22 protein-coding genes are annotated in these 26,657 nt (G+C 66.3%); 13 read left to right on the forward strand and 9 right to left on the reverse strand.

Annotated features, from left to right (window positions below):
• Nucleotides 1-16: 16 nt before the first annotated feature.
• A complete protein-coding gene (locus HMPREF2690_RS00945) occupies nucleotides 17-1,216 on the reverse strand; it encodes a glycoside hydrolase family 3 N-terminal domain-containing protein (RefSeq protein WP_070819900.1) in 1,200 nt (399 codons plus the stop codon).
• A 67-nt stretch (nucleotides 1,217-1,283) separates the two neighbouring features.
• On the opposite strand from HMPREF2690_RS00945, the gene HMPREF2690_RS00950 reads away from it, so the two are divergent.
• Nucleotides 1,284-1,490, forward strand: a complete 207-nt coding sequence (locus HMPREF2690_RS00950; protein ID WP_070482275.1) for a DUF2613 domain-containing protein — start codon at nucleotides 1,284-1,286, stop codon at nucleotides 1,488-1,490.
• A gap of 6 nt (nucleotides 1,491-1,496) precedes the next feature.
• Nucleotides 1,497-4,406 (forward strand): alpha-(1->3)-arabinofuranosyltransferase domain-containing protein, encoded by a 2,910-nt coding sequence (locus tag HMPREF2690_RS00955; RefSeq protein ID WP_070819901.1) that lies wholly within the window; start codon nucleotides 1,497-1,499, stop codon nucleotides 4,404-4,406.
• Here the strand turns inward: HMPREF2690_RS00955 and HMPREF2690_RS11615 are convergent.
• The gene (locus HMPREF2690_RS11615) at nucleotides 4,313-5,368 is read right to left on the reverse strand and encodes an acyltransferase family protein (RefSeq protein ID WP_246819484.1); all 1,056 of its coding nucleotides are present in this window, start codon (nucleotides 5,366-5,368) and stop codon (nucleotides 4,313-4,315) included. The genes HMPREF2690_RS00955 and HMPREF2690_RS11615 overlap by 94 nt on opposite strands.
• A gap of 37 nt (nucleotides 5,369-5,405) precedes the next feature.
• On the opposite strand from HMPREF2690_RS11615, the gene HMPREF2690_RS00965 reads away from it, so the two are divergent.
• The 4 genes from HMPREF2690_RS00965 to HMPREF2690_RS00980 all read left to right on the forward strand — a co-directional run bounded on the left by HMPREF2690_RS00965 (nucleotide 5,406) and on the right by HMPREF2690_RS00980 (nucleotide 8,554).
• Entirely contained in the window at nucleotides 5,406-6,053 is a 648-nt protein-coding gene (locus HMPREF2690_RS00965; protein ID WP_070819903.1) for a porin PorA family protein, read from the forward strand.
• The gene (locus tag HMPREF2690_RS00970) at nucleotides 6,037-7,407 is read left to right on the forward strand and encodes an MmpA family trehalose lipid delivery protein (RefSeq protein WP_070819904.1); all 1,371 of its coding nucleotides are present in this window, start codon (nucleotides 6,037-6,039) and stop codon (nucleotides 7,405-7,407) included. The genes HMPREF2690_RS00965 and HMPREF2690_RS00970 overlap by 17 nt, the downstream gene beginning before the upstream one ends.
• 105 nt (nucleotides 7,408-7,512) lie before the next feature.
• Nucleotides 7,513-7,755: a three-helix bundle dimerization domain-containing protein gene (locus HMPREF2690_RS00975; protein WP_246818849.1), complete on the forward strand. Its 243-nt coding sequence runs from the start codon at nucleotides 7,513-7,515 to the stop codon at nucleotides 7,753-7,755.
• A gap of 340 nt (nucleotides 7,756-8,095) precedes the next feature.
• On the forward strand, nucleotides 8,096-8,554 hold the full coding sequence (locus HMPREF2690_RS00980; RefSeq protein ID WP_070615544.1) for a DIP1984 family protein: 459 nt from the start codon (nucleotides 8,096-8,098) through the stop codon (nucleotides 8,552-8,554).
• On the opposite strand, the gene HMPREF2690_RS00985 is transcribed toward HMPREF2690_RS00980, so the two are convergent.
• From HMPREF2690_RS00985 to HMPREF2690_RS00995, 3 genes are read right to left on the reverse strand one after another with little or no spacing between them, the layout of a single operon-like run.
• Nucleotides 8,541-9,605 (reverse strand): glycosyltransferase family 4 protein, encoded by a 1,065-nt coding sequence (locus tag HMPREF2690_RS00985; protein ID WP_070819905.1) that lies wholly within the window; start codon nucleotides 9,603-9,605, stop codon nucleotides 8,541-8,543. The two genes, HMPREF2690_RS00980 and HMPREF2690_RS00985, sit on opposite strands and share 14 nt — an antisense overlap.
• Nucleotides 9,602-9,985, reverse strand: a complete 384-nt coding sequence (locus tag HMPREF2690_RS00990) for a type II toxin-antitoxin system VapC family toxin (protein WP_070819906.1) — start codon at nucleotides 9,983-9,985, stop codon at nucleotides 9,602-9,604. Before HMPREF2690_RS00990 ends, HMPREF2690_RS00985 begins: the two co-directional genes overlap by 4 nt.
• A 1-nt stretch (nucleotide 9,986) precedes the next feature.
• Nucleotides 9,987-10,277, reverse strand: a complete 291-nt coding sequence (locus HMPREF2690_RS00995) for a type II toxin-antitoxin system Phd/YefM family antitoxin (RefSeq protein WP_070819907.1) — start codon at nucleotides 10,275-10,277, stop codon at nucleotides 9,987-9,989.
• A 44-nt stretch (nucleotides 10,278-10,321) separates the two neighbouring features.
• On the opposite strand from HMPREF2690_RS00995, the gene HMPREF2690_RS01000 reads away from it, so the two are divergent.
• Nucleotides 10,322-11,062: a class I SAM-dependent methyltransferase gene (locus HMPREF2690_RS01000; protein WP_070819908.1), complete on the forward strand. Its 741-nt coding sequence runs from the start codon at nucleotides 10,322-10,324 to the stop codon at nucleotides 11,060-11,062.
• Here HMPREF2690_RS01000 and HMPREF2690_RS12255 read toward each other — a convergent pair.
• Together HMPREF2690_RS12255 and HMPREF2690_RS01010 are read right to left on the reverse strand one after the other, a co-directional pair.
• Entirely contained in the window at nucleotides 11,059-11,853 is a 795-nt protein-coding gene (locus tag HMPREF2690_RS12255; protein ID WP_167594473.1) for an Abi family protein, read from the reverse strand. The two genes, HMPREF2690_RS01000 and HMPREF2690_RS12255, sit on opposite strands and share 4 nt — an antisense overlap.
• 118 nt (nucleotides 11,854-11,971) lie before the next feature.
• A complete protein-coding gene (locus HMPREF2690_RS01010) occupies nucleotides 11,972-13,795 on the reverse strand; it encodes a phosphoenolpyruvate carboxykinase (GTP) (RefSeq protein ID WP_070819909.1) in 1,824 nt (607 codons plus the stop codon).
• Nucleotides 13,796-14,089: 294 nt separating this feature from the next.
• Here HMPREF2690_RS01010 and trmB point away from each other — a divergent pair, with 294 nt between their 5' ends.
• Genes trmB through HMPREF2690_RS01040 form a run of 6 tightly spaced genes read left to right on the forward strand, consistent with a single transcriptional unit; the run spans nucleotide 14,090 to nucleotide 20,272 of the window.
• On the forward strand, nucleotides 14,090-14,860 hold the full coding sequence (gene trmB, locus HMPREF2690_RS01015; RefSeq protein WP_070423312.1) for a tRNA (guanosine(46)-N7)-methyltransferase TrmB: 771 nt from the start codon (nucleotides 14,090-14,092) through the stop codon (nucleotides 14,858-14,860).
• Nucleotides 14,860-15,534: an NYN domain-containing protein gene (locus HMPREF2690_RS01020; RefSeq protein WP_070819910.1), complete on the forward strand. Its 675-nt coding sequence runs from the start codon at nucleotides 14,860-14,862 to the stop codon at nucleotides 15,532-15,534. Before trmB ends, HMPREF2690_RS01020 begins: the two co-directional genes overlap by 1 nt.
• Nucleotides 15,535-15,543: 9 nt before the next feature.
• Nucleotides 15,544-17,835, forward strand: coding sequence for an MMPL family transporter (locus HMPREF2690_RS01025; RefSeq protein WP_070815711.1), 2,292 nt, complete (start codon nucleotides 15,544-15,546; stop codon nucleotides 17,833-17,835).
• Nucleotides 17,825-18,790 (forward strand): lysylphosphatidylglycerol synthase transmembrane domain-containing protein, encoded by a 966-nt coding sequence (locus HMPREF2690_RS01030; protein WP_070819911.1) that lies wholly within the window; start codon nucleotides 17,825-17,827, stop codon nucleotides 18,788-18,790. The genes HMPREF2690_RS01025 and HMPREF2690_RS01030 overlap by 11 nt, the downstream gene beginning before the upstream one ends.
• A 58-nt stretch (nucleotides 18,791-18,848) precedes the next feature.
• Complete coding sequence (locus HMPREF2690_RS01035) at nucleotides 18,849-19,922, forward strand: HNH endonuclease signature motif containing protein (RefSeq protein ID WP_070819912.1); 1,074 nt, start codon at nucleotides 18,849-18,851, stop codon at nucleotides 19,920-19,922.
• On the forward strand, nucleotides 19,919-20,272 hold the full coding sequence (locus tag HMPREF2690_RS01040) for a DUF3054 domain-containing protein (protein ID WP_224213411.1): 354 nt from the start codon (nucleotides 19,919-19,921) through the stop codon (nucleotides 20,270-20,272). The genes HMPREF2690_RS01035 and HMPREF2690_RS01040 overlap by 4 nt, the downstream gene beginning before the upstream one ends.
• Before the next feature lie 123 nt (nucleotides 20,273-20,395).
• Here HMPREF2690_RS01040 and HMPREF2690_RS01045 read toward each other — a convergent pair whose 3' ends face one another.
• Together HMPREF2690_RS01045 and pks13 are read right to left on the reverse strand one after the other, a co-directional pair.
• Nucleotides 20,396-21,937, reverse strand: coding sequence for an acyl-CoA carboxylase subunit beta (locus HMPREF2690_RS01045; RefSeq protein ID WP_070819913.1), 1,542 nt, complete (start codon nucleotides 21,935-21,937; stop codon nucleotides 20,396-20,398).
• The gene (pks13, locus tag HMPREF2690_RS01050) at nucleotides 21,934-26,655 is read right to left on the reverse strand and encodes a polyketide synthase Pks13 (protein ID WP_070819914.1); all 4,722 of its coding nucleotides are present in this window, start codon (nucleotides 26,653-26,655) and stop codon (nucleotides 21,934-21,936) included. Before pks13 ends, HMPREF2690_RS01045 begins: the two co-directional genes overlap by 4 nt.
• Nucleotides 26,656-26,657: the final 2 nt, after the last annotated feature.

Below are 26,657 nucleotides of genomic sequence, written 5' to 3' on the forward strand. Positions count from 1 at the left end.
TGTTTGAAAAAGCGGGTTAGAGGTTGTCGTCGATAAGCAATTGCTGCACGCGGGTGGCTGCCTCATCGATGCGGTCTTCGGCGATGTAGCCGTTGTTCACGCACCACACGACGTGGTCGATGATGGCGGGCAGATCCTTACCCGTGGACCACAGCGCCTGGTCGGCGCCGGAGGCGATGGCGCGGGCGACGGCGTCGCGGGTGGGCGCGTAATCGAGGATGCCGCGCATGCCGGACAGGTCATCGGTGACCACGACCCCGTTGAAGGGCACTCCGCCGGGGTAGTCGCCCTCGCGCAGCACGCGGTAGGCCTCGGGGTTCATGGAGCTGGGCACGCCGTCGGGGCCAAGGCCCGGCACGATCATGTGGCCCATCATGACGCTAGAGCGCGGGAACTGCTTCAGCAGCGGGCCGTAGGGGCGCATGTCTAGGTCGCGGACCTGGTTCAGCGGCGGGGTGACGGCGAGTTGGTGGTGCGTGTCGCCGGAGGCGCGCCCGTGGCCGGGGAAGTGTTTGAACGTGGGCGTGACCTGGGCGTCGGTGAGCCCCTGGGAGAACAGCGTGGCAACCCGCACGACTTCGGCCGGGTCGCCGTGGAAGGCGCGGTCGCCGACAATGTCCAGGTCGGTCACATCGAGGTCCAACAGTGGCGCGTAGTCCACGTTGATGCCGTGCGCCCGCAGGGAGCGGCCAATGTCCCAACCGGTGCCGCGGATGACTTCCGGCGGGGTGCCGGCCAGCGCGCGCGGCGGCATGAATTTGCCCAGCACGTTGGTGTGGCGCTGCACCCGGCCGCCCTCAAAATCGATGGCGACGACAAACGGCCTGTCGTACTGTTCCCGCAGCGCATTGATGTTGCGGCCCGACTCGGTGAGCAGCTGCGGGTCCGCCCAACTCGGGATGATCAGCCCGCCGGCACCCTGGTCGAGCGCAAACCGCGCCTGCTCGTAGTTAGTCACGCCGACCACCATCAGCGACGCCACCCGCGCCCGCAGGTCCTTGGGCACGCGTTGTTGCGCGGGGCTGAGCAGCGCAGAAGCTTCTTGCTTATCGACGACCCCACCCTCCGACGCCGTCGACGTCACCGTCACCACCTCTGGGGCGGGTTCCGGTGCGGTGTCGTTCGCCTCCTCAGGGGTGCTGCATGCGGCAAGCACAACGCACGCGGCAAGCGCGACGGTGTGCGCTGCGCGTGCGGCGACGGCTCGATTCCGCATGTGATTGACCCCTGTATTGCGTGTGAAAACGCCCTTACTCTACTCGCTGCTGGTAGCCTTTTCCGACATGTCCCATACCGTTGACCTCCCCGAGCCGCTGAAGCGCCACGCCGCGTCCCCTGTCGTGGCGAGCGCCGTCGTTGGCATTGTGCTCGGTGTGGTTGGTGTGCTGGGTATCGCGGCGGCGTCGGGCCAGTCGACGGTGCCGGAGAATACGGCTGTTTCCGCTGATGATGCGGTGCTTGGCGGGCCGGAGTACGGCTCGCGGAAGTAGGGCTGGGTGGGGTCGTCGAGAAGCGCCCATGTTCTTGGGTGGCTGGTCCTGACCCTGCTTGCGCTGGCGCAGCCGCCGGGACAGGTCGCGGCCGACACCAAGTTTGATCTCGTTGCCAACCCGGCGCGGTTTTTGGCGCGGGCGACGCAGGCGTACACGGATGAGTTTCCGCTAGGCCAGGTGCAAAACCAGGCGTACGGGTACCTGTTTCCGCAGGGCGCGTTTTTCTGGTTGTTTGGGTGGTTGCCGGACTGGTTGACGCAGCGCGCGTGGTGGGCGTTGTTGCTGGGTGTGGCATATTCGGGCACGTTGGTGCTGGCGCGGCGCATCGGGATCAGGGGCACGTGGCCGCCGGTGCTCGCGGCGTTGCTGTACGCGTTGAGCCCAAGGATTTTGACCACGCTGACGGCGATTTCTTCGGAGGCCTGGCCGGTGGCGCTTGTGCCGTGGACGTTGGTGCCGCTGGTGCAGCGTCGCCCGCAGGTGGCGCCGGCGGTGGTGGCGGTGGCGTGCATGGGTGCGGTCAACGCAACGGCGACCATTGCGGCGTGCCTGCCGGCGTTTGTGCTGCTGGTGGCGCTGCGCCGCTTCCGCGAGGCTGCACGCTTCACACTGGGTGCGATGTTGGTGTCGGCATGGTGGATCGGCCCGCTTCTGGTGCTGGGCATGTATTCGCCGCCGTTTACAGACTTCATCGAGTCCGCGCATGTGACCACCGCGTGGCTCAACCCGGTGGAGATCCTGCGCGGCACCACCAGCTGGACCCCGTTCGTGGACACGGAGCGCGCCGCCGGTCACCTGTTGGTTGCGGAGCCGGTGTTCATCATCGCCACCTGCCTGATCGCCGCGTTCGGCCTGGCGGGCTTGGCACGGCGCGACATGCCGTGGCGCTTCCCGCTGCTTGCGGTGTTTGTGGTGGGGTTTGTGGTGTTGGGGTCGTCGCCAATGCTTGCACCGCTTTACGACGACACCCTCGCCCCGCTGCGCAATCTCCACAAGTTCGACCCGCTGGTCCGGCTTCCGTTAGTGCTCGGGGTGGGGTTTGTGGCTTCGCACGTGCGTCGCCCGCAGGCGGTTGGGGTGGCGGTGGCGGCTGCGGTGGCGCTCGCGCCCGCCTGGTCGTTGCGCCTGCTGCCGGAGGGCACCTGGTCGGAGGTCTCCGAAGACTGGGTGGCGGCCGGTGAGTGGTTGGAGGAGCACGCCGCAGGCACGCGCACGTTGGTGGTGCCCGCCGCGTCCTTTGCGCGCCAGCATTGGGGGTGGACGCGCGACGAGCCGATCCAAGCGCTGACCAGCACGCGTTTTGCCTTTAGGGATGCGGTGCCGCTGGTGGATCCGGAGGCGATTCGTGGGCTGGACGGGCAGGTGGCGGTCGCAGATAGGCAAGCGCTGCGCTCCATCGGCGTGGGCGCGGTGGTGGTGCGCCGCGACCTCGAGCGCCAGCCTGTCACACCGAACCTGGGCGAGCCGGACGCGAGCTTCGGGGAGGTGGATATCTTCCTGCTGGACCCGGATGCGGACATCATGGACACCGACCGTGCGCCGATTGCCGTCGACGGCGGCGGCGAGGTGCTCGCGCTGCTGTGGCGCGAACTCGGCTACTTCCCGGCGCGCCTGACCGGCGAGGACCCCGACATCATCACCGATACCCCGGCGCTTGCGGTGCGCAACTACGGCACGATCCACGGGCAATCCGGCACCCTGCAGTACGAGTGGGAGGACGCCACCGTGCGCAACCGGGTCAAGGACTACCCCTCCGCCGGCACCCGCACCGGGGTGGACATGGACGGGTTCGCGCGGGCGTCGTCCTCACGCGCGGACGCCGGCGCTTTCGGTGGTCCGGTGCCCGCGAACTCGCTGACCGCAGCCTTCGACGGCCTGCACGAGACCGCCTGGTGGCCCGCGCCGGGCGACCGCAACGCGTGGATCGAGTTCGGCGCGCGGCAAGACACCGTCACGGTCACCGCCACCGCGAACACCACCGTGCGGCTGTGCAACGGCAACCGCGAATGCCGCAACGTCACCCTGGTCAAGGACCAGCCACGCACCATCACGCGCGGCGACGCCACCCGCCTGGAACTGACCGAACCGGTGGGCATCCGCGAACTCGACGCCGGCATCCGCCGCATCGTCGAGGTCCCCGGCACCGCGGACCGCTACTTCTTCCAACGCCGCTTCCCCGCCACCGACGTGATCCAGCGCCGCTTCACCACCGCCGTGGACAGCGAATGGGCACTCTCTCAACCCGCGACGATCGACGGTGAGCGCCACGCCGGCCGCGTGTTCCTCGAGGCCGGCACGCACGAGATTGTCACCCGCGCCGAAACCGTCATGCTTTCGCGCGCGCCGCTGCCCAACCACACGGGCGAGCGCATGATCCTGACCACCCGCGCGTTCAACGAAGGCCTGCGCGCCACCCTCGGCGGCGTCCCGCTCGAGCCCATGCGTATCGACGCCAACGCCCAGGCCTTCCGCGTCCCCTCCGATGCCGCCAGCACGCCCACCGCCGAGTTCGACATGTTCTTCACCGGCGACGGCGCCTACCGGTACTCGCTCGTCGCCGGCACCCTGCTGAGCCTGCTGGTCACCGCCCGGTGCCTGTGGGTGCCGTGGCGACGCTTCGAAAGCTTCACGCCCCCACCCGGTGCGAACTGGCTGCCGGGCCTGGCCGTCATCGCCGTGGCACCCCTGCCCGGCGCGGCCGCCGTGGCGCTTGCGTGGCTGGTGCGCCGCTTCACCGTGATCCCGATGCCGCACCTGGCCGCCGCCACCATGACCGTGTGCGGCCTCGTGCTTGCACGTGCGCCCTGGCCGGCGGCGAACTACGCGGGCTCGTCGACCTTCCTCATCCTCGCCGCCTGCTTCGCCGTGGCCTGCCTGACCAGCCGCGCGCCGGGTACCTCCACCAGTTCATAAGAGATGTAGGAAACGGCGGTGCTCAGCAGGGTGGTCGTCGTAAAGATCAGCACGAAGTGCCCCGAAAACATGGGCACGCCGAGCATGGGGAACACGAAGTACAGCACCGCCATGTGCCACAAAAACACCGAGTACGACCAGTGGCCGAGCGTGCGCATGCTTTTCGACGACAACACCGTCCCCTCAAACCTCTGCCCCAGCGCAAAGGGTGCGACCAGCAGGGCGGCGAACACCGCGCCGAGTACCACCCGCACGTTAAATTCCAGCGGGCTCGGGTGCTCCAGGCCGCGCGGGCCGATCACGCCCGCCACCCACGCCACCGGCAGTGCCAACACCACGAACGGCCAGCGGGGTCCTGCGTAGCGCACCCCGGCGCGCTCCAATTCGGCGAGCACCAACCCGACCGCAAACCACAGCGCATACGACGGCGGCCAGATCTGCAGGTTCAGCACCGCCGGGTCCGCAATGCCGGAGACTGCCCACGGCCACACGAACCCGACCGCCACCGCCACCGCCAGCGCCACGTACCGGCCCCGCGCGCCCAGCCGCAGGTACAGCGGCAGCACGATGTAGAAGGCGACTTCGATACACAAAGACCACATTTGGGTGAGGCCGTCGATAAGCGCATGCGGCACATAGACCTGCACCAACAGCACATTCGCCACCACCTGCGCTGCGCTGACCCCCGCGAGCGGCGGCAGCGCGAGCAGCACCACCGCCACACACACCACGTACGCCGGCACCAGGCGAGCAACACGCCGCGAGTAGTAGCCCGGCCGCATCCCGCCACGCGCCAGCAAAAACGCCGAGAGGGCGAAAAACACCGCCACGAAGTAGTCAAAGCGCTCCAACACCGCCGAGCCAGTCCCCGTCTGAAACGCGACGTGCGTGGCCACAATGCCGTACGCGGCCACGGCACGCAGGCCGTCGAGCTCGGGCAACACAGCGGGTCTTGGATTCACGATGGGCAAAGTCTAGTCGCCCGGTAGGGTTAGGCGGGTGAACCTGCGTCGTCGATTAGCCACCTGCCTGGGCATCATTGTCGTCTGCGCCGCGCTGAACATCGCCTCCCCCATCGTGATTGCACAGCAGCGCACCCTGCAGCCCGGCGAGCACACCATGCTTTTCGACGACACCCGCTCCCGCACCGTCACCCTGACCAAACAGCCCAAATCCTTGCTGGCCGAGGTAGCCATCGACGGCGATGTCGTGGACAGTTTTCTTATCGACCCCTCCACCGCCTTCCCCGCCAAAGGCCGCGCCGGGCTCGGCCCGCTGCTGCCCTACCAGCCGGAACGGCGCACCTACCCACTGTTCGACACCACCTCCGGCCAAGACGTCCCCATGGATTACTTAGGTCCCGGCAACGTGCGTGGCATGCAGACCTACAAGTACACCGCTGCGTTGTCCAACGATTGCGTGCGCACCGTCGACGCGGAACGCCGCACCGGCCGCATCCTCGACGAGATCTGGGACTGCCCGCCCGAGCAGTGGGTGCTTGCGGAGGAGACCAAGGCAGCAGCTGTCGACGCCGCGCGCCGCGACGTGGCCTGGCTGCGTGGCCTGCAAGTCATGGCGGTGCTCACCCGCTTCATCGCGGCCGCGGCGTTCATTGCTGGCCTGGTGGCCTATGCGCGCCGCCGCTAAAAGGTGGTGGGCGCCGGTCTATGGCGCCCTGCTGGTTCTGGCGCTGACCTGGCCGTTTCTTGTCCTCGGGGAGGCATTCGCGCTGCGGGACATGATGGTCTTCGACGCGATGGAACTCACCCGCGCCTCGTTGGGGTGGGGTGACCTGCCCGCCCGCAACGTCCCCCAAGACGCCCTGCTTGGCGTCCTGCCGTATCCGGTGTTGTTCCTGCGTGTGTTCATGGTGTCCGCCGCCGCGGCCGCCGCGTGGGCGGGGTGGAAACTCGGCCGCACTCCACTTGGCCAAGCGGCGGCGATGACGGTGGCGGTATGGAACCCGTTCGTCGTAGAACGGCTGCTGCAGGGACAGTGGTCGCTTGCCGCCGCGGCCTGGCTGCTGCCCCTGGTGGCGTTGGGTGTGCACCCGATGTCCGGGCTTGCGCACTGGCTGGCGTCACTGACACCGACCGGCGCCATCGCCGCCGCGTGCGTGGCCCGCAGCCCTCTGACCACCGCGCTGACCTGCGCGCCGTGGGTCGTCGCAGGCATCTTCGCCGGGGCGGGCGGCACCTCATCGGCCGTGTCCGCCGAGGTGTTCGCCCCGCGCGCCGAAGGGCTCACCGGCACCCTCGGCGCGCTCGTTGGCCTTGGTGGGATCTGGAACGCCCACGCCGTGCCCACCTCCCGCGAGGCCGGCTTCGCCCTGTTCGGTATCGCACTGTTCGTGCTGCTTGTGCTGGCGTGGCGCAAGGTCCCCCGCCGCCTACTCGTGCTCGCCGGGGTCGGCTTCTGCATCGCGCTCGCATCCTGGGCGGGCCTGCTGGGGCCGGTGGTCGCACATGTCCCCGGGGCCGGCCTGCTTCGCGACGGCCAAAAGTGGCTCATCCTCACCATCCCCGCACTGGTCACCGCCGCCGGCGCCTTGAGCCCCCGCCGCGCGCTCGCCGCTGCCACCTTCGCGCTCCTGCAGGTCCCCGACGCGCCCGTCGCCGTCGCCGCACTCACCCCCACCACCGTCGAGATCCCCGCCATCAACCACCACGGCCGCGACGTCCTCTTTGAATCCCGCCCGACGCTCACGCTTATCGACGACCACCCCACCGTCGACCCCGCCCCCAAAGCCATGAACGTGGTCGAATCCGGCGCGCTGACCGTCGACGGTGTCGTTGTGGACGCTCCATCACCACGCTGGGTCGCCGCCCAAGCGGCCATCGACGACACCGATGCGCTGCGCGAGATGGGTATCGGGGTGGTGGTGCGTTCGGATGGGCGGGTCGTCGATACGCAAGCGCCCGCGAACCCGCTGCCACCTGCGGGGATCGCACTGTTCGCACTGTGGCTCGCGGTGCCAGCAACGCTGCGCCGCAACCGATAGTTGGAACCTCCCATGATTGAAAGCTTGCATGAATTGTGTTGTGCGGTTAAAGTGAACTCCAGATGAACAAAAGGTTACGCACCGCAGAATCAAGGAGGTATAGCCGTGGCCAACAACAACATCGATTTCAGCATCATCCGCGAGCGCGCCCTGCGTAACATCCGCGAGGACCTGCTCGCCGAGTTCGCCGGACAGTACGACGCACTCGAAATCACCGACGCATTCGACGCCGTCGTCCGCGCACACAAGCGCACCGCAACCGTCGAAGACTTCATCCCCGTCCTCGTCGAAGCAGAAATGCGCGACCGACTCCGCGACGGCGACCTCTTCCCGCAGGCCGCCGCATAACTCACAGCAAACCCCAACGCCCAACCCCTTTGCAGCGGTTGGGCATTTTGCTATGTTCGACACCTAACACTGTCGGTAGCGGAAGCACACCGGCACCCAGCGAACGTCAACCCCACGCGCCCGGGGAAAAGGGAGCACACACCGGCGCCTTGTGGCCGTATCAAGGCTGAAGCGGTTCGATTCCGCTCACACGCACAACGCATGCGGCCTGCACGACGCACACGGGCACAACCCCCACCACAGGGTTGCACCGAGCACTATTTACTACCACGACGTTGGGGGTGACCCGGACACTTTCGTGAGGGTTGGGAACGGGGACAGAACTTTCAAGGAGGCACACATGCTGCTCGCAGAAGCACTCGCACGCCGCGCCGAGGCGCAAGACCGCCTGAACAAACTGCAGGAACGCCTCGTCCAAGGCGCCATGATCCAGGAAGGCGACACACCCGTCGAGGACCCCGCCGAACTGCTCAAGGAAGCCGCCGAGCTGCTCCAAGAGATTGAGACGCTGGTACGCCGCATCAACCACACCAACGCGCAGACCGCCTTCGAAGGCGCCACGCTTACCGACGCCATCGCACGCCGCGACGCCCTCCTGCGCTCCCGCCGCCTCTACGCCGCGGTTGCCGACGCCGGCACCATGACCAACGCCCGCTACTCCCGCTCCGAGGTGCGCTTCGTGCCCACCATCGACGTGAAATCGCTCCGCGAGATGGCTGACAACGCCTCCAAGGCCTACCGCGAACTGGACACCAAGATCCAGCAGCTGAACTGGACCACGCAGCTCATCGAGGTGTAACGAGCTCCGCGAGCACGGCCGCGAACCTACGGCCGGTCTCCTCCCACGAAAAGCGCTGCGCCCAACGCTTGGCATTCTCGGCCATGCTGGCGCGGCGCTCAAGTGTTTCGCGGGTTGCCTCGGCGAAGCCCTCCCCCGGCTGCACGAGCCGGCCTGTCTCGCCGTCACGGATCGAATCCGCCACCCCACCCGCCGACGCGTACGCCACCGTGGGCACCCCATGCTGCGCGGCCTCAATCACCGCAATGCCCCAGCCTTCCTTGCGCGACGGCAACAGGTGCACGTCCGCGCGCTCCAGCAACGCGTGCTTGTACGGCTCGGAGACGTGCCCGTGGAACACCACATCGCCACGGCCCTGCGCGTAGGCCCGCAGCTCGTCCTCCCACCAGCCCGAACCGACCACATCCAGCACCGCGCCCGGAATCCGCGCCGCGGCGTCGATCGCCTCCTCGATCCGCTTGTGCGGCACCAGCCGAGAGAGGGTGAGCAGGTGGGTGCGGTGGTCGTCGTAAAGCGTGGGCACATGCGCAGGCACCGGATCGACGCCATTTTCCACAATCTCAATGTCACCCTCGCGCACGCCAAGCGCCACCAAATCGCTCCTCGACGCCTCCGACACCGTCACATACCGCGCCCCCCGATACACCCGCGGCGCCACCTTCGACTCCAAAAACCACCCCAACCGGCCAATGACCGGACCCGCCACCGGCCACTGCTCCTTATGGCAATGGTGCGTCAGCAACACCACCGGCCTACGCGTAAACAGCCGGGCGAAAAACGGAATGCCGTTCTGCGTATCCACCACCACATCCGGCCGGTTGCGCCAGATAGACAACGGCGCCGCCAGGTACACACTGAACTTCCCGCCGGCACGCTCGTAGCGCACCCCGTTTCGGCGTGACCGCCGCGGCGCATCCGTATGCTTCGCCGTCCGATACACCACCTCGTGGCCCTGCTCGGCCAAGTACTCCCCAACGCGCTCGAGATAGCGCTCCGAACCGCCGCCCTGCGGGTGGGTGGAGTCGCGCCAACACAACAACAACACCTTCACGGCGCAATGACCTCGAGCCCAACTTCACGGGCGGCCTCGGCGAGCCTGTCGTCGTACGTCAACACCGCATCCGCCTCCACATCCAACGCAGCCTGTAAGTGAATCGCATCCAACGTACGCAAATACGGCATCGGCAACATACTCGCAGCCCGCAGCGTCCCTCGGCCAAGTTCCGCGATCGAAATTCCCCGCAAGATCATCGTAGCCTCCCCCTGCGGCCGGCCGAGGCGCACCGCCAAGCGCCGCAGCTCAATCTCCAACAAGTCCGACGACACCACCTCGTATTCGCCTGCCTCGAGCCACAGCCGCATCGCGTGCGTGTGCGGCTCCATCTTGAGCAGGCAGCCCATCGCCGACGTGTCGGCGTACACCCTGCGCATCTCAGAACCTGTCCGCGCGCATATCGTCGAGCGCATCCGCCAGCGACTCGCCCTCCACCTGCGGTACCGGAAGGTCGAGCCAACCACCCACCCGGGTCGCCGGACGGGTAATGGCCAGGCGTGGCTGCGGGTCGTCGAGAGGCATCAGGCGCCCGACCGGCTCGCCGTTGTTCGTCACCACGAAACTGCGCCCTGAACGCACCTCACGCAGGATCTTCGCCGAATCATTGCGCAGCTCGCGTTGGGAGATCCTGCGCTCCACCAGCGATTCGTCCCATTCCGGATGTGCCATACGCCGGAGCGTAGCACGGTTGCTACAGTGCTAACATTGCGCGAATGCACCACACCCGCCGGATGGCCACGCTCCGCCGCTCACTGCGGCTACTGCGCTCGTTCCCCTACGAGCAGTTCCGCCCGCGCGTGTTCTACTCCTCCCTGGCGCGCGACACGCGGATGCTTATCGACGCCCTCGCCAACGACCTTTCCCTACCTCCCATCACCAACCAATCCGTCCTGGACGTCGGCGGGGGCCCCGGGTACTTCGCCGAAGAATTCGCAGACTGCTTCTACGTCGGTCTAGAGCCCAGCGTGTCCGAGCTGTCCGCCGCCGGCCTGTCCGGGTTTGGCTCCGTACGCGGCGACGGCGCAGCCCTGCCATTTGCCGACGACTCCTTCGACGTCGTGTACTCCTCCAACGTCGCCGAGCACATCCCGAACTGGCAGACCATGGGCGAAGAAATGCTACGCGTAGCCAAACCCGGCGGGCTTGTGGTGCTCAGCTACACGGTGTGGCTCGGGCCATTCGGCGGGCACGAGACAGGCCTGTGGCAGCACTACGTAGGCGGGGAGTACGCGCGTCGTCGATACGCAAAAGTGCACGGGCACGAACCGAAGAACCGCTTCGGCGAAACACTCTTCTCCGTCTCCGCACGCGAAGGCCTCGAATGGGCCGAAGCCACCGGACGCCTCGCCGCCGCCTTCCCCCGCTACCACCCAGCGTGGGCGTGGTGGGTCACCCGCGTGCCGGTGCTGCGCGAGTTCGCCGTCTCAAACCTCGTCCTCGTCCTGCGCGGCTAATACTGGGGCCTCAACAGCAGAGTGCGCTGTATTCGATCCATCTTCTTCATCACACCGAGTGTTTGGGGAGACATTGCATGCGCCAAGGCATACATGTCCGTCAACCGTTCCTGGTGGTCAACGTTAAGAATCTGTTCCTGGTGGCTTACACGGTTCCGGAGCCGACGCAACTGTTCTAAAGCAACCGCCACCGCATACCCATCCTCAACTTGGGCGGGAACTGGAGGTGAAATGCTCGAGCGGTGCCTTTCAACAAGCTTCGATGTCAACCCTGGGAAACCACTCACCAGTGCATGAATCCAAAGATTCTCTTTTGCTGAAAATCCTGTCGCGAAATCCGCACGATTGGCCGGCGGATGCAACGGGAAAAGAGCACTTAGATTCCCAAACGAGAGCTGCGAAACCCTGTCATCCAATGTCACCGGAGCCTTAAATCGGGGATGATTCCGAGGTCTGCGCCGAGCGCTACGTTCCGCTGCATTCCGTGCGTCCGTTGCCATGCGCTCCACTACTTTTCTAAGTGGACGAGCCGGGTTCTCAAGCCAATCTTCAGTACTGCTTTGCGCTTGGTTCCACGACCTTAAAGATGCGTCAATACGATTTCTCAGCACAGGCTCGAAGACCGAAAGCGCCTCATACCAAGCCGAAGCAATTGCACTTTGCCACAGATACAAGGATTGAACTGAGCGATCAGAGATGCTGTCTGCGCTTCTCCCAGTCTCCCCCACGATAACCATGCGATATGACCGAACACGAGCGTCACTCAATCCCCCAAGCATTTCACCCACCATGCCGTGAGCATAACAAAATGCCCGCCTCGCGGCGGGCATCCTGCAAAATTAACAACAGATCTTGTCTGAAGTTTTCCAGGGGCGATGTTACAGCATCACCCCGTGGGCGGGCAAGGGGTTACTTCGCGGCGTGGATGCGCTCGTCGAGCTTCTTCAACTGGTCGAAGATCTCCTCCGGAATGCGGGAGCCGAGGCCCTCGAGGTAGCGGCGGGAATCCGCGACGTCTTCCTTCCACAGTTCCGGATCGGCGGTAAGCGCCTCGCGGACGTCCTCGATCGGGGTGTCCAGGCCGTCGAGGTCCAGGTCCTCGGCGCGGGCGGTGTAGCCAACGACGGACTGCTCAGCCTCGACGTTGCCCTCAATGCGGTCGATGACCCACTTGAGCACGCGGGAGTTCTCGCCGAAGCCCGGCCACAGGAAGCGGCCGTCCTCGCCGCGGCGGAACCAGTTGACCAGGAAGATCGACGGCATGCGGTCGCCGCCCTTCTTGCCCATGTCGAGCCAGTGCTGGAAGTAGTCGCCCACGTTGTAGCCCATGAACGGCAGCATCGCCATCGGGTCGTGGCGCAGGGAGCCGACGTTCGCCTCGACAGAGGCTGCGGTCTGGCCGGAGGAGAGCATCGCGCCGATCATGGTGCCATGCTCCCAGTCGTGCGCCTGGGTGACCAGCGGGACGGTGTCGGGGCGGCGGCCACCGAAGAGGATGGCATCGATCTTCACACCCTGCCAGTCCTCGAACTCCGGCGCTGCGGTCGGGCACTGCTCGATGGCCACGCAGTAGCGGGAGTTCGGGTGGGCGGCCTTGCTGGTGGAGTCCGGGTTCCAGTCTTCGCCGCGCCAGTCGATCAGGTGCGCCGGCTTTTCGCCGTCCATGCCTTCCCACCAGACGTCGCCGTCGTCGGTAAGAGCGACGTTGGTGAACAGCACATTGCCCGGCTCCATGCTCTTCATGGCGATCGGGTTGGAGGCGAAGTTCGTGCCAGGGGCGACGCCGAAGAAACCGTTCTCCGGGTTGACGGCGTAGAGGCCGTCTTCGCGCAGCTTCATCCACGCAATGTCGTCGCCAACAACCTCGGCCTTCCAGCCCGGCAGGGTCGGGGTGAGCATGGCCAGGTTGGTCTTGCCGCAAGCGGACGGGAATGCAGCGGCAACGTGGTACTTCTTGCCCTCCGGGTTGGTGAGCTTCAGGATGAGCATGTGCTCAGCCATCCAGCCCTCTTCCTTCGCCATTACAGATGCGATGCGCAGGGCGTAGCACTTCTTGGCCAGGATGGCGTTGCCGCCGTAGCCGGAGCCGTAGGACCAGATTTCCTTGGTCTCTGGGAACTGGGAAATGTACTTCGTGTCGTTGCACGGCCACGCCACGTCTTCCTGGCCCGGCTCGAGCGGGGCACCGACGGAGTGGAGGCAGTGGACGAACTTGTCGCCCTGGATCTTGTCCAGCGCCTGGGTGCCCATGCGGGTCATGATGCGCATGGACATAACCACGTAAGCGGAGTCGGTGAGCTGCACGCCAAGCTTCGGGTCCGGGTCGGAGATCGGGCCCATGCAGAACGGGACAACGTACATGGTGCGGCCACGCATGGATCCGGCGAAGTGCTCGAGCATTTCTTCCTTGAGCGCTTCGGGCTTCATCCAGTTGTTGGTCGGGCCGGCATCTTCTTCGTTTTCGGTGGCGATGAAGGTGCGGGACTCGACGCGGGCGACGTCGGAGGGGTTGGAGCGCGCCAAGTAGGAGTTGGGGCGCTTTTCCTCGTTGAGTTTGATGAGCGTGCCGGCGGTGACGAGTTCGTCGGCCAGGCGGTTCCATTCCTCGTCGGAGCCGTCTGCGAAGACCACCTTCTCCGGCTCGAACAGGTCGACGGCTTCGTTAATCCAGTCGATGAGGTGTTCGTTGTCGGTGGGCGCTTGGCCCTCCAGGCGCTTAACTTCGGCGGTCATGTGCACTCCTTGTGTAACTGGTTATTGCCAGTGCGTGGCGCACGGCAACCCCAATAATCGTTGCGTTTTGCCCCAAGAGTATCGAAATGTGTGTTCTTCAAGCCAAACCTTGGGCACTTCCACAGCATAGTGGATATAACCAGTACGCCCGAGCACTCATAACACTTTGGGCGGGGGTAACGCGCTACCCCCGACAGGGGTGCATGCGTATCGACGACACGGGGGTGACAACCCGGCCCCTCACCCCTCGCCGGGACACTTGCGTTTGACCTGTTCATATGGACAATAAACACGATGAATAATTCTGAAAACACGCGGTCGGGCACGGGCGAGTTGCCCGCTGGCCGCCCATTGCAAACTGATTTTGAAACCGGCCTGGATTACCCGCGTTTGGGGTCCGTGACGTTTCGTCGCGGCACGCTGACCGATAACCAGGAGGCTCTGTTCAACGAGCATTGGCCGCGCCTGGGCAAGGTGCTGGCGGAGGGCTCGGACGAGCGCATTGATATCGACGGCTGGTTTGGCCGCGCCGGCCACCCCACCATCGTGGAGATCGGCTCCGGCACCGGCACGTCCACCGCGGCGATGGCTCCGCTGGAGGCGGACACCAACGTGGTTGCCGTGGAGCTGTACAAGCCGGGGTTGGCGAAGTTGCTGGGCGCGGTGGTGCGCGGTGGCATCGACAACATTCGTATGGTGCGCGGCGACGGCGTGGAGGTGCTGGCCCGCATGTTCGGCGAGGAATCCCTCGACGGCGTGCGCATCTTCTTCCCGGACCCGTGGCCGAAAGCGCGCCACCACAAGCGCCGCATCATCCAGTCCGGCACGCTCAACCTCATTGCCACGCGCCTGAAGCCGGGCGGCGTGCTGCACGTGGCCACCGACCACGCCGACTACGCCGAGTGGATCGACGAACTGGTCAATGTGGAGCCGATGCTGGAGTACAAGGGCTGGCCGTGGGACGAGGCGCCGATGCTGACGGACCGCCAGGTGATCACCAAGTTCGAAGGCAAGGGTCTGGACAAGGATCACGTAATCCGCGAGTACCTGTGGGAGAAGAAGTAATGGACCTGCAGGCAATGACCCACCCCTACACCCCGGGCGCGCCGGCCGGTCCGGAGAGCTACCTGCTGGTGTGGGACGCCCCGAACCTGGACATGGGCCTCGGCGCGATCCTGGGTGGCCGCCCGACCGCGGCGCACCGCCCGCGTTTCGACGCCATCGGCCGCTGGCTCATCGACCTCGCCGCCGACCGCTCCGACGAACTCGGCTACGACGTCGAGCCGGAAGCCACCGTGTTCACCAACGTCTCCCCCGCCGGCGCAGACTCGATCCGCCCGTGGGTGGAGGCGCTGCGCAACGTCGGTTTCGCCGTCTTTGCTAAGCCGAAGAGCGAAGAAGACTCGGATGTGGACGGTGACATGATCGACCACATAGAGCGTCGTCGTAAAGAAGGCGTGCTCCAAGGCGTTGTCGTCGCATCCGCAGACGGGCAGAACTTCCAAGAACTCCTGCAAGAACTTATCGACGACAACATCCCCGTCACCGTCCTCGGCTTCCACGAACACGCCTCTTGGGCCGTGAACTCCCCCGACGTCACCTTCGTAGACCTCGAAGACATCCCGGGCGTGTTCCAAAACCCGCTACCGCGCGTCCACCTGGACAAACTGCCGGAGGAAGGCGCCTGGCTGCAGCCGTTCCGCCCGCTCAAGGCGCTTTTGCACAACCCGAAAGACTAGGAGCCCGCCGTGTTTTACAAGTGGGGCCACTTCGCCTACCGCCACCGCCGCATCATCCCGGTCATCGTCATCGCGCTGATCCTGCTGATGCAAGTGCTGTTCGGATCCAAACTCGCCGACCGCCTCTCCCAAGAAGGCTGGGAAGACCCGGGCGCGGATTCGACGACGGCGGCGCAGATCGAATACGACACGTTCGGCCGCGACAACTCCGGCGATGTGATCCTGCTGGTGACGGCGCCGGATGGGGTGGACAGGCCGGAGGTCGTCGATAAGGTGAATGCACAGTTGGGGGAGCTCAAGGCGCAGCACCCTAACCAGATCGCGCACATCACCAGTTACTTCGAGCGTCCCAACCCGCAACTGGTCAACGCCGATCACACCAAGGCGTTCGCCGCGATCGGGCTGAAGGGCGACGGCGAGCAGACGCTGAAGGACTTCCGCACCATCCAGCCCGCGCTCGAGGCGCTGGAGGTCCCTGGCGGCACCGCCCAGATCGCCGGCGCCACCGCCGTGGCCGACGCGTTGGACACCGGCATGGCCGACGACATCGCGCGCGCCGAAAAGATCGGCCTGGTGTTCGTCGCCATCATCCTGCTGTTCGTCTTCGGCGGCGTGGTGGCCGCTGCGATGCCACTGATCGTGGGCATCCTGTCCATCATCGGCTCCCTGTCACTGTTGGCGGTGCTGGCGCAGTTCCAGCAGGTCAACATTTTCTCCCAGTCGATCATTACGCTGCTCGGCCTGGGCCTGGCCATCGACTACGGGCTGTTCATGGTGTCGCGCTTCCGCGAGGAACTCGACCGCGGCCTGGACACCGAAGAGGCCGTCGCCGTGACCACCAACACGGCCGGCAAGACGGTGTTCTTCTCCGCCCTCATGGTCGGCGTCGCGCTGTCCGGCCTGCTCATGTTCCCGCAGGCGTTCCTCAAGTCGGTTGCCTACGGTGCGATCAGCGCGGTGGTGCTCGCCGCGGTGATTTCGGTGGCGGTGCTGCCGGCGCTATTTAGCATGCTGGGCACCAAGATCGATTTCCTGTCCGTGCGTCGTCGCAAAGAGCGCAGCATGGAAGATACGGTCTGGTACAAGATCCCCGCCTGGGCGATGCGCCACGCCCGCCCCGTTGTCGTCGGGGTGGCGGCGCTACTCATCGCCCTAACCGTGCCGATTGTCGGCATCGCGTTCGGCGGCATCAACGAAACCTACCTGCCGCCCAACCAGGTCACCCGCCAAGCGCAGGACGAGTTCAACGAAGAGTTCCCCGCCTTCCGCACCGACCCGGTGAAACTCGTGGTCCAGGGCGCCGACAACGCGCAGCTCGGCCAGATCGTCATGCAGACCCGCGAGATCGACGGCTTCACCCGCCCGCTCAAGCCCGACTACCCCACCGAAGGCGACATCACGGTGCTGTCGGCGCCGTTGGAGAACAGGGACGGTGGGGCGGACGTCGTCAAGCAATTGCGTCAGATTGACGTGCCGGAGGGCGTAACCACCTACGTCGGCGGCACCCCCGCCATGGAAGTCGAATCCATCGAAGCGCTGCTGGAGCGCCTGCCGTGGATGGGCGTCTACATGGTGCTCGCGACGTTCCTGCTCATGGCGCTCGTGTTCGGGTCGCTGATCCTGCCAGCAAAGGCCGTGATCATGAACATCCTCGGCATCGGCGCCACCCTCGGCTTCCTCACCGCCGTGTTCGTCGACGGGCTCGGCGCCGGGGTGCTCAACTTCACGCCGGGGCCGCTCATGAGCCCGATCCTCGTGCTCATCGTCGCCATCCTCTACGGCCTATCCACCGACTACGAAGTGTTCCTGGTCTCCCGCATGGTGGAGGCCCGCCAGGACGGTGCACGTACCGACGACGCCATCAAGGACGGCACCGCCCATACCGGTGGGATTATCACCGCCGCGGCCGCCATCATGATCGTGGTCGCCGCCGCGTTCGCCCTGTCGGACATTGTGATGATGAAGTACATCGCCTACGGCATGATCTTCTCGCTCGCCCTCGACGCGACAATCATCCGCCTGCTGCTCGTGCCCGGCGTGATGCACCTGCTGCGCGAGGACAACTGGTGGGCGCCACGCTGGGTCAAACGTGCCGCGGGTGCACTCGGCGAGGGCTCTGGCGTATCGACGACACCACCCACCGAAACCCCCATCGAGCACATGGTCGTTGACACCCTGCCCGGCCGCGCCGGCGTCTCCGTCGAAGAGGACGCGACGCTGGTGCCGTTTAGCGAACTCATGCGCGACATCGAGCAGCGCCGCGCCCTCGAGCAGCTGAAGAAGAAAGAACTTGAACGCTAGGACCTGGCTGCGCTGGATCGCCCCGGTCGTCCTGGCCGTGGTGGTGCTGGTAGTGCTTCGCGACCAGATGCCGTTCTTCGGCGACGCCTGGCGCGCCGTTCGGTCCGCTTCGCCGCTGCCACTGTTGGGCACGGTGGTCACCGCCTTGCTGGCGCTGGTGGCGATGGCCGGGGTGATGCAGATCCTGCTCAACGTCGAAGGCCGCATCACGGGGGTGGCGCGCACCAACGCGATCGTGTTCGCCTCCAACGCGTGGTCCACCACCGTGCCGGGCGGACCGGCACTATCGGCGTGGCTGACGTACCGGGTGCACCGCTCGTGGGGGGCGTCGACGGGGCTGTGTGGGTGGTTCTTCGTCGTCTCCGGTGCGCTGTCCACGGTATGGCTGGTGCTCATCGGCATCGTCGCCGTGGTGCTGCTGGGTGCCGACCTGTCGGTGACGTCTCTCGTGTTGTCGCTCGTGGCGGCCGCGCTGACCATCGCCGCAGTGTTCTGGGCGACGCTCAACCCCGCGGTGCTCAAGCGCTGGGTGCGGTTTCTGCCCTCGCGCGTGCACGAGCGCGCTGTGTCCGTGATCGACCAGGTCTCCGCCATCCGCATCTCCGCCCCAGCCTTCGCAGGTGCGGCCGGGCTGTCGCTGTGTAACCGGCTGCTGGACCTTGCGACGATGGTGTGTTCGGTGTGGGCGGTGTCGTCGTCAAGCATTTCGCTGTCGGGGATTTGCTTGGCGTTCATCATGACCAAACTCGCGGGATCCGCCCAAGTCACGCCCGGCGGCCTGGGGACCGTGGAGCCGGTGGCGGTGGGCATGCTGGTCGCCGGGGGCCTCTCGCTTGCCGACGCCACCGCCGCCACCGTCATCTACCGCGCCATCTCGTTTGCGCTCGTGACCGCCATCGGCTGGATCGTCTATTCCGCCTTCTACCTGGGACGTGTGGATAAACCAACGGCATAATCGCGAGTTATCCACAGGGCCGTTGCGCAAGTTTGGCCGGCGCTTTAGGTTGAAATGCATGACTTCATTTACTGCTCTCGTGGACACGCTGGCCAGCGCCGTTGATGCGCTCGCCGGTTTCGACGAGCAGTACGCTCTCCAGGCAGGCCTCGACCCGGCGCAGGTGTCCGCGTGGGCGGGGCTGCGCGAGGTGTACTTCGGCCGCACCGCCTACACCCGCAAACAGGCCGTGGCGCTGGAGCGGGCGCGGGGGTTCTCGCTGCACCAGTTGGTGGCCATCGAGCGCCGCCTGAAGCGCCTGCCAGTCAACGAGCGTTGGGCGCCGCGGCTTGCGCTGCTCGAGGTGCGCGGCGACTACCGGGCGGTGCAGAAAGCCGCACGCGAATTGCTTCCCGACGACGACCGCACCCCCGAAGACGCCTTCCGCTTCTCTGCCTCACGCGGCGGGAAGCGGAAGTTCTCCGGCTGCGGCGACGAACACGTGCTGGCAGCACTGGAAAAGCAGTTGCGCTCCGGGCTGGACGCGTCGAAGCCGGCGGGCCCGCAAATGTTCGCCCGGTTCGCCGACATGCTCACCGCGGGCGGCGGGGTGCAGGTGCAGGCACCGCGCCCGATCGTGGCGGTGCCGGCGGACCAGCACGTGACAATCCTCGCCGACCACGGCGACGACGTCCTGCTCGCACTTTCCGACGGCACCACCATCACCGGCGCCGAATACGTCGCCGCGTTGTTGGGTGAGATGTTCCCGACCGAGGTCGCACTCGTGCACCCGGAGGCCGGGCCGGTGAACCTGTACCGCACCCAGCGCGTGGCCAACGCGAAGCAGCGCGACTTAGCCCGCATGGCCACCCCGATGTGCCCCGTACCCGGCTGCCGGATGGCGGCGGATCTGTGCGAATTCCACCACATCACGGCGTGGTCCCAGGGCGGCGAGACCAACCTGGCCAACCTGGTGCCCCTGTGCAGGTACCACAACCGGGTCAACCACGACGACCCCCGCCACACCAACCGGCGCGGAAGGATCGAACGGATCCGGGGCCGGCCGGTGTGGGTTTCACCGCGCGGGTACCCGGTGTTTAGGCCCGGCGGAATCATGGACGCGCTGTTCGGGCGCTACCATCTGCGAGTATGACGAAACGAATCACACGCCCCACCGCGATCGCGGCCGACTACGTCGCCATCGCGGTATTCGCGCTGCTCGCACGCGCCGCCCACCAATCCGAAACCATGCCGTTCAACTTCACCGGCTGGCTATCCACCCTGTGGCCGTTCGCCCTGGGCGTGACGCTGGGATGGCTGATCGCCCGTGACAACAAGGGCGGCATCATCTGGCCGGTCACCGTGATCACCGGCCTGGTCATCTGGGGCATCCGCAACGGCTCGATCCCCCACTGGTCGTTCATCATCGTGGCGACGACCATGTCCGCGCTGCTCATGCTCGGCTGGCGCGGAATCGCAAAACTCTGGGCGAAGAAAGCCTAGAAGCTAGAGCCGAAGTTCCAGAGCGGATCACCCGTCTGGATGCCGTTGATGAACCAGATGATCATGCTGACAAGGTCGCCGAACAGGTCGAGGGTGGAGGAAAGCATAGAAGAAGGGCCTTTCTTACAGGGGGCTGATGGTGTGCTTCTTAGGAAGGTCGAATTCTTGTTTGGTGGCCAATTGGCGAAGGGCTCGTCGTAAAGCAATGCGTGTTTGATTGGGCTCGATCATCTGGTCGATGTACCCACGCTCCGCAGCCACGTACGGGGAAGTCATCTCCTGGTCATAGAAGTCCATGAACATCTTCTTCATGGCCTCGCGCTGATCAGGGTCCTCGATGGCGGCGAGCTGCTTGCCCTGCAGCATCACCACCGCCGCCGCCGAACCCATCACGGCGATCTGGGCGGTGGGCCAGGCGAGGTTGATGTCGCCGTTGAGGTTCTTCGACCCCATCACCGCATACGCGCCGCCGTAGGCTTTGCGCACGACCAGCGTCACCTTAGGCACGGTGGCCTCCACGCCGGCGAAGGCGAACTTCGCGCCACGGTGGATCAGGCCTTCGCGCTCCTGCTCCACGCCGGGCAGGTAGCCGGGGGTGTCCACGACATAGACGATGGGGATGTTGTAGGCGTCGCAGGTGCGGATGAAGCGCGCGCCCTTGTCGGCGGCGTCCGCGTCGATGCAGCCAGCGGCGTACATCGGGTTATTGGCGACGAAGCCGACCGCCTTGCCGTCGATGCGGCCGAAGGCACAGATGAGGTTTTCGGCGTAGCCGGCTTGGATTTCGACGAGGTCTTCGTCGTCGCCAAGTTGCACGAGCAGATCCATCATGTCGTAGCCGGCGTTGGTGTCGTCGGGCATGAAGGAATCGAGTGCGGAGTCGTCCAACTCCTCGTCCGCGGGGGCCGTCACGACGGGGGCCGCGTCGAAGGTGGAGGTGGGCAGGTGGGCCAGCAGGTCCTTGACGTAGTCGAAGGCGTCCTCCTCCGTAGCCACCACGGCCTGGATGTTGCCGGCCTGCTCCTGTACGCGCGCACCGCCGAGTTCGGCAGAGGTGATGTCTTCGCCGGTGACCTCGCGGATCACGTTCGGGCCGGTGACGTACATCTCGGACTCGCCGTCAACGGCGATGACAAAGTCCGTGGTCACCGGGGCGTAGACGGCGCCGCCGGCGGACTTGCCCAGCATGATCGAGATCTGCGGGACGCGGCCCGACAGCGGCAGTTGGCGCTTGGCAATCTCGGAGTACATGGCCAGCGACGTCACCGCGTCCTGGATGCGGGCGCCGCCGGAGTCCTGAATGCCGATCACGGGACACGAGATCTTGATGGCGAACTCCATGACCTCGGTGACCTTGCGGCCGAACGTCACGCCGACGGAGCCGCCGTAGACGGTTTTGTCGTGGGCGTAGACGGCGACGGGGCGGCCGTCGATGCGCCCGTAGCCGGTGACCACACCGTCGGAGTAGACGGCGTCCGGGTCGCCGGGGGTGCGGGCGAGCGCGCCGATTTCGACGAAGGATCCCTCGTCGAGCAGGGCGTCGATGCGTTGGCGCGGGGTGGTGCGGCCGGCGTCGTCGCGACGCTTGCGCGAGCGTTCCGAGCCCGGGTCCTGCGCTTTGTCTAGCCGTTCGCGCAGGTCGGCGAGTTTGTCGGCGGTACTCATCGCTTCCCTTCGATCCATGCGTTCATGTGCTTACCGACGATGCCCACCGCCGGCTCGTCCACAACCGCCAAGTGGTCACCGGGCAGGTGGACGATGGTCAAGTCGCTCACGATAGCGCCCCAGCCGCCGTCCTCGTCAATGTGGGCGTAGTTCGGCTCGAGCTGGATGGCGCCGTCGTGCATGCGCTCGGCGCGGAACAGCAGCACCGGCACGTCGACGTCGGCCCAGCGGGTGAAGTCGAGGTGGTTGAGGATCTGGTTGTCCACGAACGATGCCCGCTGGTGCTCCAGGACACCGGCGGCCAGGCCGTGTTCGGAGGCGTCGGTGCTGGCCAGGAACTCGGTGAGCATGGTCAGCAGCGCTTCTTCGCCGGCGGTTTCGAGCAGCTCGTAAGGCACCTCGAAGTCCAGGCCGTAGGTTTCCTTGGCAAAGGCGGCGTAGCGGCCCCAGCGCGCCTTGGTCTCCTCGAGCGTGTCGGGGATCGGCTCAGACGGCTGGGTGGTGTCCAAAAGCGCGATGTAGTCGATCTTGTCGTTGCCCAACTGGGATGCGACCTCGTAGGCCAGGGCGCCGCCGAAGGACCAGCCGGCGAGGATGACCTTGCGCTCGCCTGCGATGCGCTCGATGTCCTTGACGTACTCGGCAGCACGCTCCTGGAGGGAGCCCTCCAGGCGTTCGACGCCGTAGACCGGGACGTCCTTATTCAGGCGGCGGGCCAGCGGCGCGTACACCGACGACGACCCGCCCGCCGGGTGGAAAATAAAGACAGGGTTCTTGGCGGCGTCGCCATCTCGGAAGACGCGGATGTTGCCGTCGACCGGGGTCTCCAGGCCCTCGCGGACCTTGTTCGCAAGCGGTTCGAGCGTCTCGGCGCCCAGCACATCCTCGGCGGTGACCTCGATGCCGGAGCGCTCGGTCAGGTGCGCGGCGATCTCGCCCGCCTGCTCCTTACTAATTTCCGGCAATTCCGACGTCACGCCCGCAGCCGCCGCACCGGCGTACTTTGCCCAGGCACCGAACACCATGCGCTCGGACGCGTCGCGCGGGGCGACGCCCACGCCCTGGGTCTTTTCGGTGGCGGCGGCCGGGTCGCGCGCCTCGTCGTTGACAGCCATCGGCTGCGGGGCGTCGGTGCGGCCTGCGACGGCGTCTTCGACGATGCGGATGACATCGGCGACGGAGGCGTCGCGAAGCGTTTGTACCTGCAGCGGCGGGATCTGGAAGTCGTTTTCCACGCGGTTCTTAATGCGCATGCCCATCAGGGAGTCGAGGCCCAAGTCGATGAGCGGCAGTTCGTCGGGCAGGTCCTCGGGGTCGTAGCCCATGGATTCGGACACGATGCCACGCAGGCGCTCGGCGACGGTCTCGCCGGAGGTGGGGTCCCAGCGCACGGCGTCGATGTCGTCGTCCTGGTCCTCGTCAGAGGCGGCGGCCGGGGTGTCGTCGATACGCGTGGGCTCCATGACGCCCTGAACCGGGGCGCGGTCGATGGTGGAGGCGAAACCCTCCGCAACCAGCGCGGAACCGTCGTACACCTTGACGGACACGCCGCCGAGCGAGGACGCCACCACAGTGGTCACCTCGCCGTCGGCGGGCAGGTAGCCGTGCTCTTCCGTAGCGACGACACGCGCACCCTCGGCTACCTCAGCCGCGGCGGCCTCGATGAGCTGGTGCGGGCTGAAGACCTGGTCGGCGGCGGTCGCGAACGCGACCTCGCCGCTCGGCAGCGTCACACGGGAGCCCAAAAGCGACGTGCTTGCCGACGACGGCCTCGCCGGCGTCCAGTGATCCACCTGCTTAAACGCCATACCCGGCGCGTCGATGACCTTGCCTGCGCCGTAGAAGGCGCCGAAGTCCACCGGCACGCCGCCGGCGTAGAGCTTGGCGGCGAGGTCCAAAAGCGACTCGAGCTCGTCGACCTTGCGCTTGGTGGTGAACAGCAGCTGCGCGTCCGGCTGGCCGGCGGCGAAGGCGGTGTTCATCATGCCCATCAGTGCAACCGGGTTCGGGGTGATCTCCACAAGCGTGGTGTGGCCGGCGGCAAACGCGGCTTCGGTGGCGTCCTGGAAGTAGACCGGCTGGCGGGTCATGCGCAGGAAGTAGGCGTCGTCGTGGATGGTCTGGCCGGGCTGGTAAACCTCGCCGCGGTCGACGGAGGTAAACAGCGGCACCGTGAGCGGGCGCGGGGTGATGCCTGCGATTTCGCCGGCGAGCTCGCCCATGATCGGGTCGAGCGCGCTGGTGTGGCCGGCGCCGCGCACGTTGAGTTTGCGGGCGAACTTCTCCTCAGCGGTGAGTGCCTCGACGATGTAGTCGACGGCCTTCGACGGCCCGCCGACGGTGGTCATGCCGGGGCCCGCGTAGACGGCTGGCTCAACGCCTGCAGCCTGCTCATGCTTATCGACGAACTCTGCCAGCTCCTCGCGCGACAACTCCACAACTGCCATCGCGCCTTCTTGGTCGGTGCCGGCGATCATTTCTTCGCCTTCGCCCATGAGGCGGGCGCGGGCGGTGGCGATGAGGATGCAGTCCTCGTCGCTCAGCCCGCCGGCACCGTAGGCTGCGGCGATCTCGCCCATGGACATGCCCATGGTGGCGGCTGGGGTGATGCCGACGGAGGCCAGCAGGTCGGTCTGCGCGATTTGGATGGCGGTGATGGTGACCTGGCCGGTTTCGGTGTCGTAGGTCAGTTCGTCGTTATCAATGATCTCGAGCATCGACCAGCCGGCCTGGAACTTGACCATCTCGTCGAGTTCGCGCATGCGGCGGGCGAACAGCGGCGAGCGGTTGATGAGTTCCTTGGCCATCTTGCGGTGCTGGGAGCCGAAGCCGGAGTAGACGAAGACGGGGCCCATGGGGGTCGGTGCGTCGGCGGATGCGATGCCGGGGCCGATCTTGCCGGCAGCGACCTGGCGCAGGCGCTTGACGGCGTCTTCGGTGGTGGTGGCCTGGACGACGGCGGCGGAGCGGCCGTGGTTGCGCTTGGCCAGGGAGCGCGCCACCGGGATCAGGTCGGTGTCGGGGCGGCCTTCGAGGAAGTCGGCGAGCGCGCCGGCAGCTTCCTTGCGACGAGAGGGCAGCAGGCCCGACACCGGCAACGCCGCCGCAGACACGCCCTCGAAGGACGGCTCGGTTTCGGGTGTCTGGGTGTCGTAGTCGGCCGGGTCGAAGTCGGCGACGACCACGTGCGCGTTCGTGCCGCCGAAGCCGAAGCCGGACACGCCGGCGATGCGGCGGCCGGAGTAGCGCGGCCACTCGCGCGGGTCCTGGACGACCTCGATGCGCTCGGTGTCGAAGTCGACGTAGCGGTTTGGGGCGGTGAAGTTAATGGACTCCGGAATCGTGTCGTGCTTGAGCGCCTCGATCACCTTGATCAGCGCGACGACGCCGGCGGCGGATTCGGAGTGGCCGATGTTGGACTTCGCCGACCCCAGCAGCAGCGGCGAGCCAGCGTCGCGTCCGCGGCCGAGGACTTCGCCGAGTGCGGTGGCCTCGATCGGGTCGCCGAGGATGGTGCCGGTGCCGTGGGCTTCGACCACGTCGACCTGCAGCGGATCCACGCCGGCGTCGTCGTAGGCGCGGCGCAGCACGTCTACCTGGGCGTCCGGGTTGGGGGCGGTCAGGCCGTTGGAGTGGCCGTCGGAGTTGGTGGCCGAGCCCTTGATCACGGCGATGATGTTGTCGCCGTCGGCGATGGCGTCGTCGACACGCTTGAGCACGATGAAGCCTGCGGCGTCGGCGCGGACGATGCCGTCGGCGTCGTCGGAAAACGCGTGGATGCGCCCGGTCGGCGAGATCACGCCCAACTCCGAAAACGCGAGCGAGGCGAACGGATTGGCCAGGATGTTCACGCCGCCGGCTAGGGCGACGTCGGCTTCGCCGTCGCGAAGCGCGCGCACCGCGTGGTGCACCGACACCAGCGACGAGGAGCAGGCGGTGTCCACGTTCATGGACGGGCCGCGGAAGTCGTAGGCATAAGAGATGCGGTTCGGGATGACCGCGGAGGATGCGCCGGTCAGCGCGTACGGGTGCGCCTCGGCTGGGTCGGCGACGATGAGCATGCCGTAGTCGTTGTTGGACGAGCCAACGAACACGCCGACGGGTTCGCCGCGCAGTTTGCTGGGTGCGAGGCCTGCGTCTTCGAGGGCTTCCCACGCAACTTCGAGCATGATGCGTTGCTGCGGGTCCATGTTTTGGGCCTCGAGTGGGGAGACGCCGAAGAATTCGTGGTCGAAGGAGGCGATGCCGTCCATGTAGCCGCCGTCGGTGTTTTCTTCCGACATTTTAGTGCGGACGACGGGGTCGCCGAGGTATTCGTTCCAGCGTGGTGCGGGAAGTGGGCCGGTGGCGGAGCGGCCTTCGATGAGCATTTGCCAGAATTCGGCGTTGTTTTTGGCGCCTGGGAAGCGGCCGGCGGAGCCGATGATGGCAATGTCGTGGGTGCCAGGGGTCGCAGTTGCTTGACGACGACGCCTTACCGGCCCCTCCGCCTTCACCGCCGTCAGCGCCGCGGCGATCGCGGCGACGGTCGGGTACTGGTAGGCGATGGTCGGGTCGACGCGGCGGCCGAGGAGCGTTTCCAGTTCGCCGGAGAGGATCACGGCGTCGCGGGATGCGAGGCCGTAGGTCTCCAGCGGCGTGGTCGGGTCGACGTTATCTACGCCGGTGGCGCGCTCAACCCAGCTGGTGAGCCACTGAATCAGATCATGCTCGTTCATAA

It is taken from the genome of Corynebacterium sp. HMSC034E11 (assembly GCF_001835905.1).
Taxonomy (GTDB): domain Bacteria; phylum Actinomycetota; class Actinomycetes; order Mycobacteriales; family Mycobacteriaceae; genus Corynebacterium; species Corynebacterium coyleae.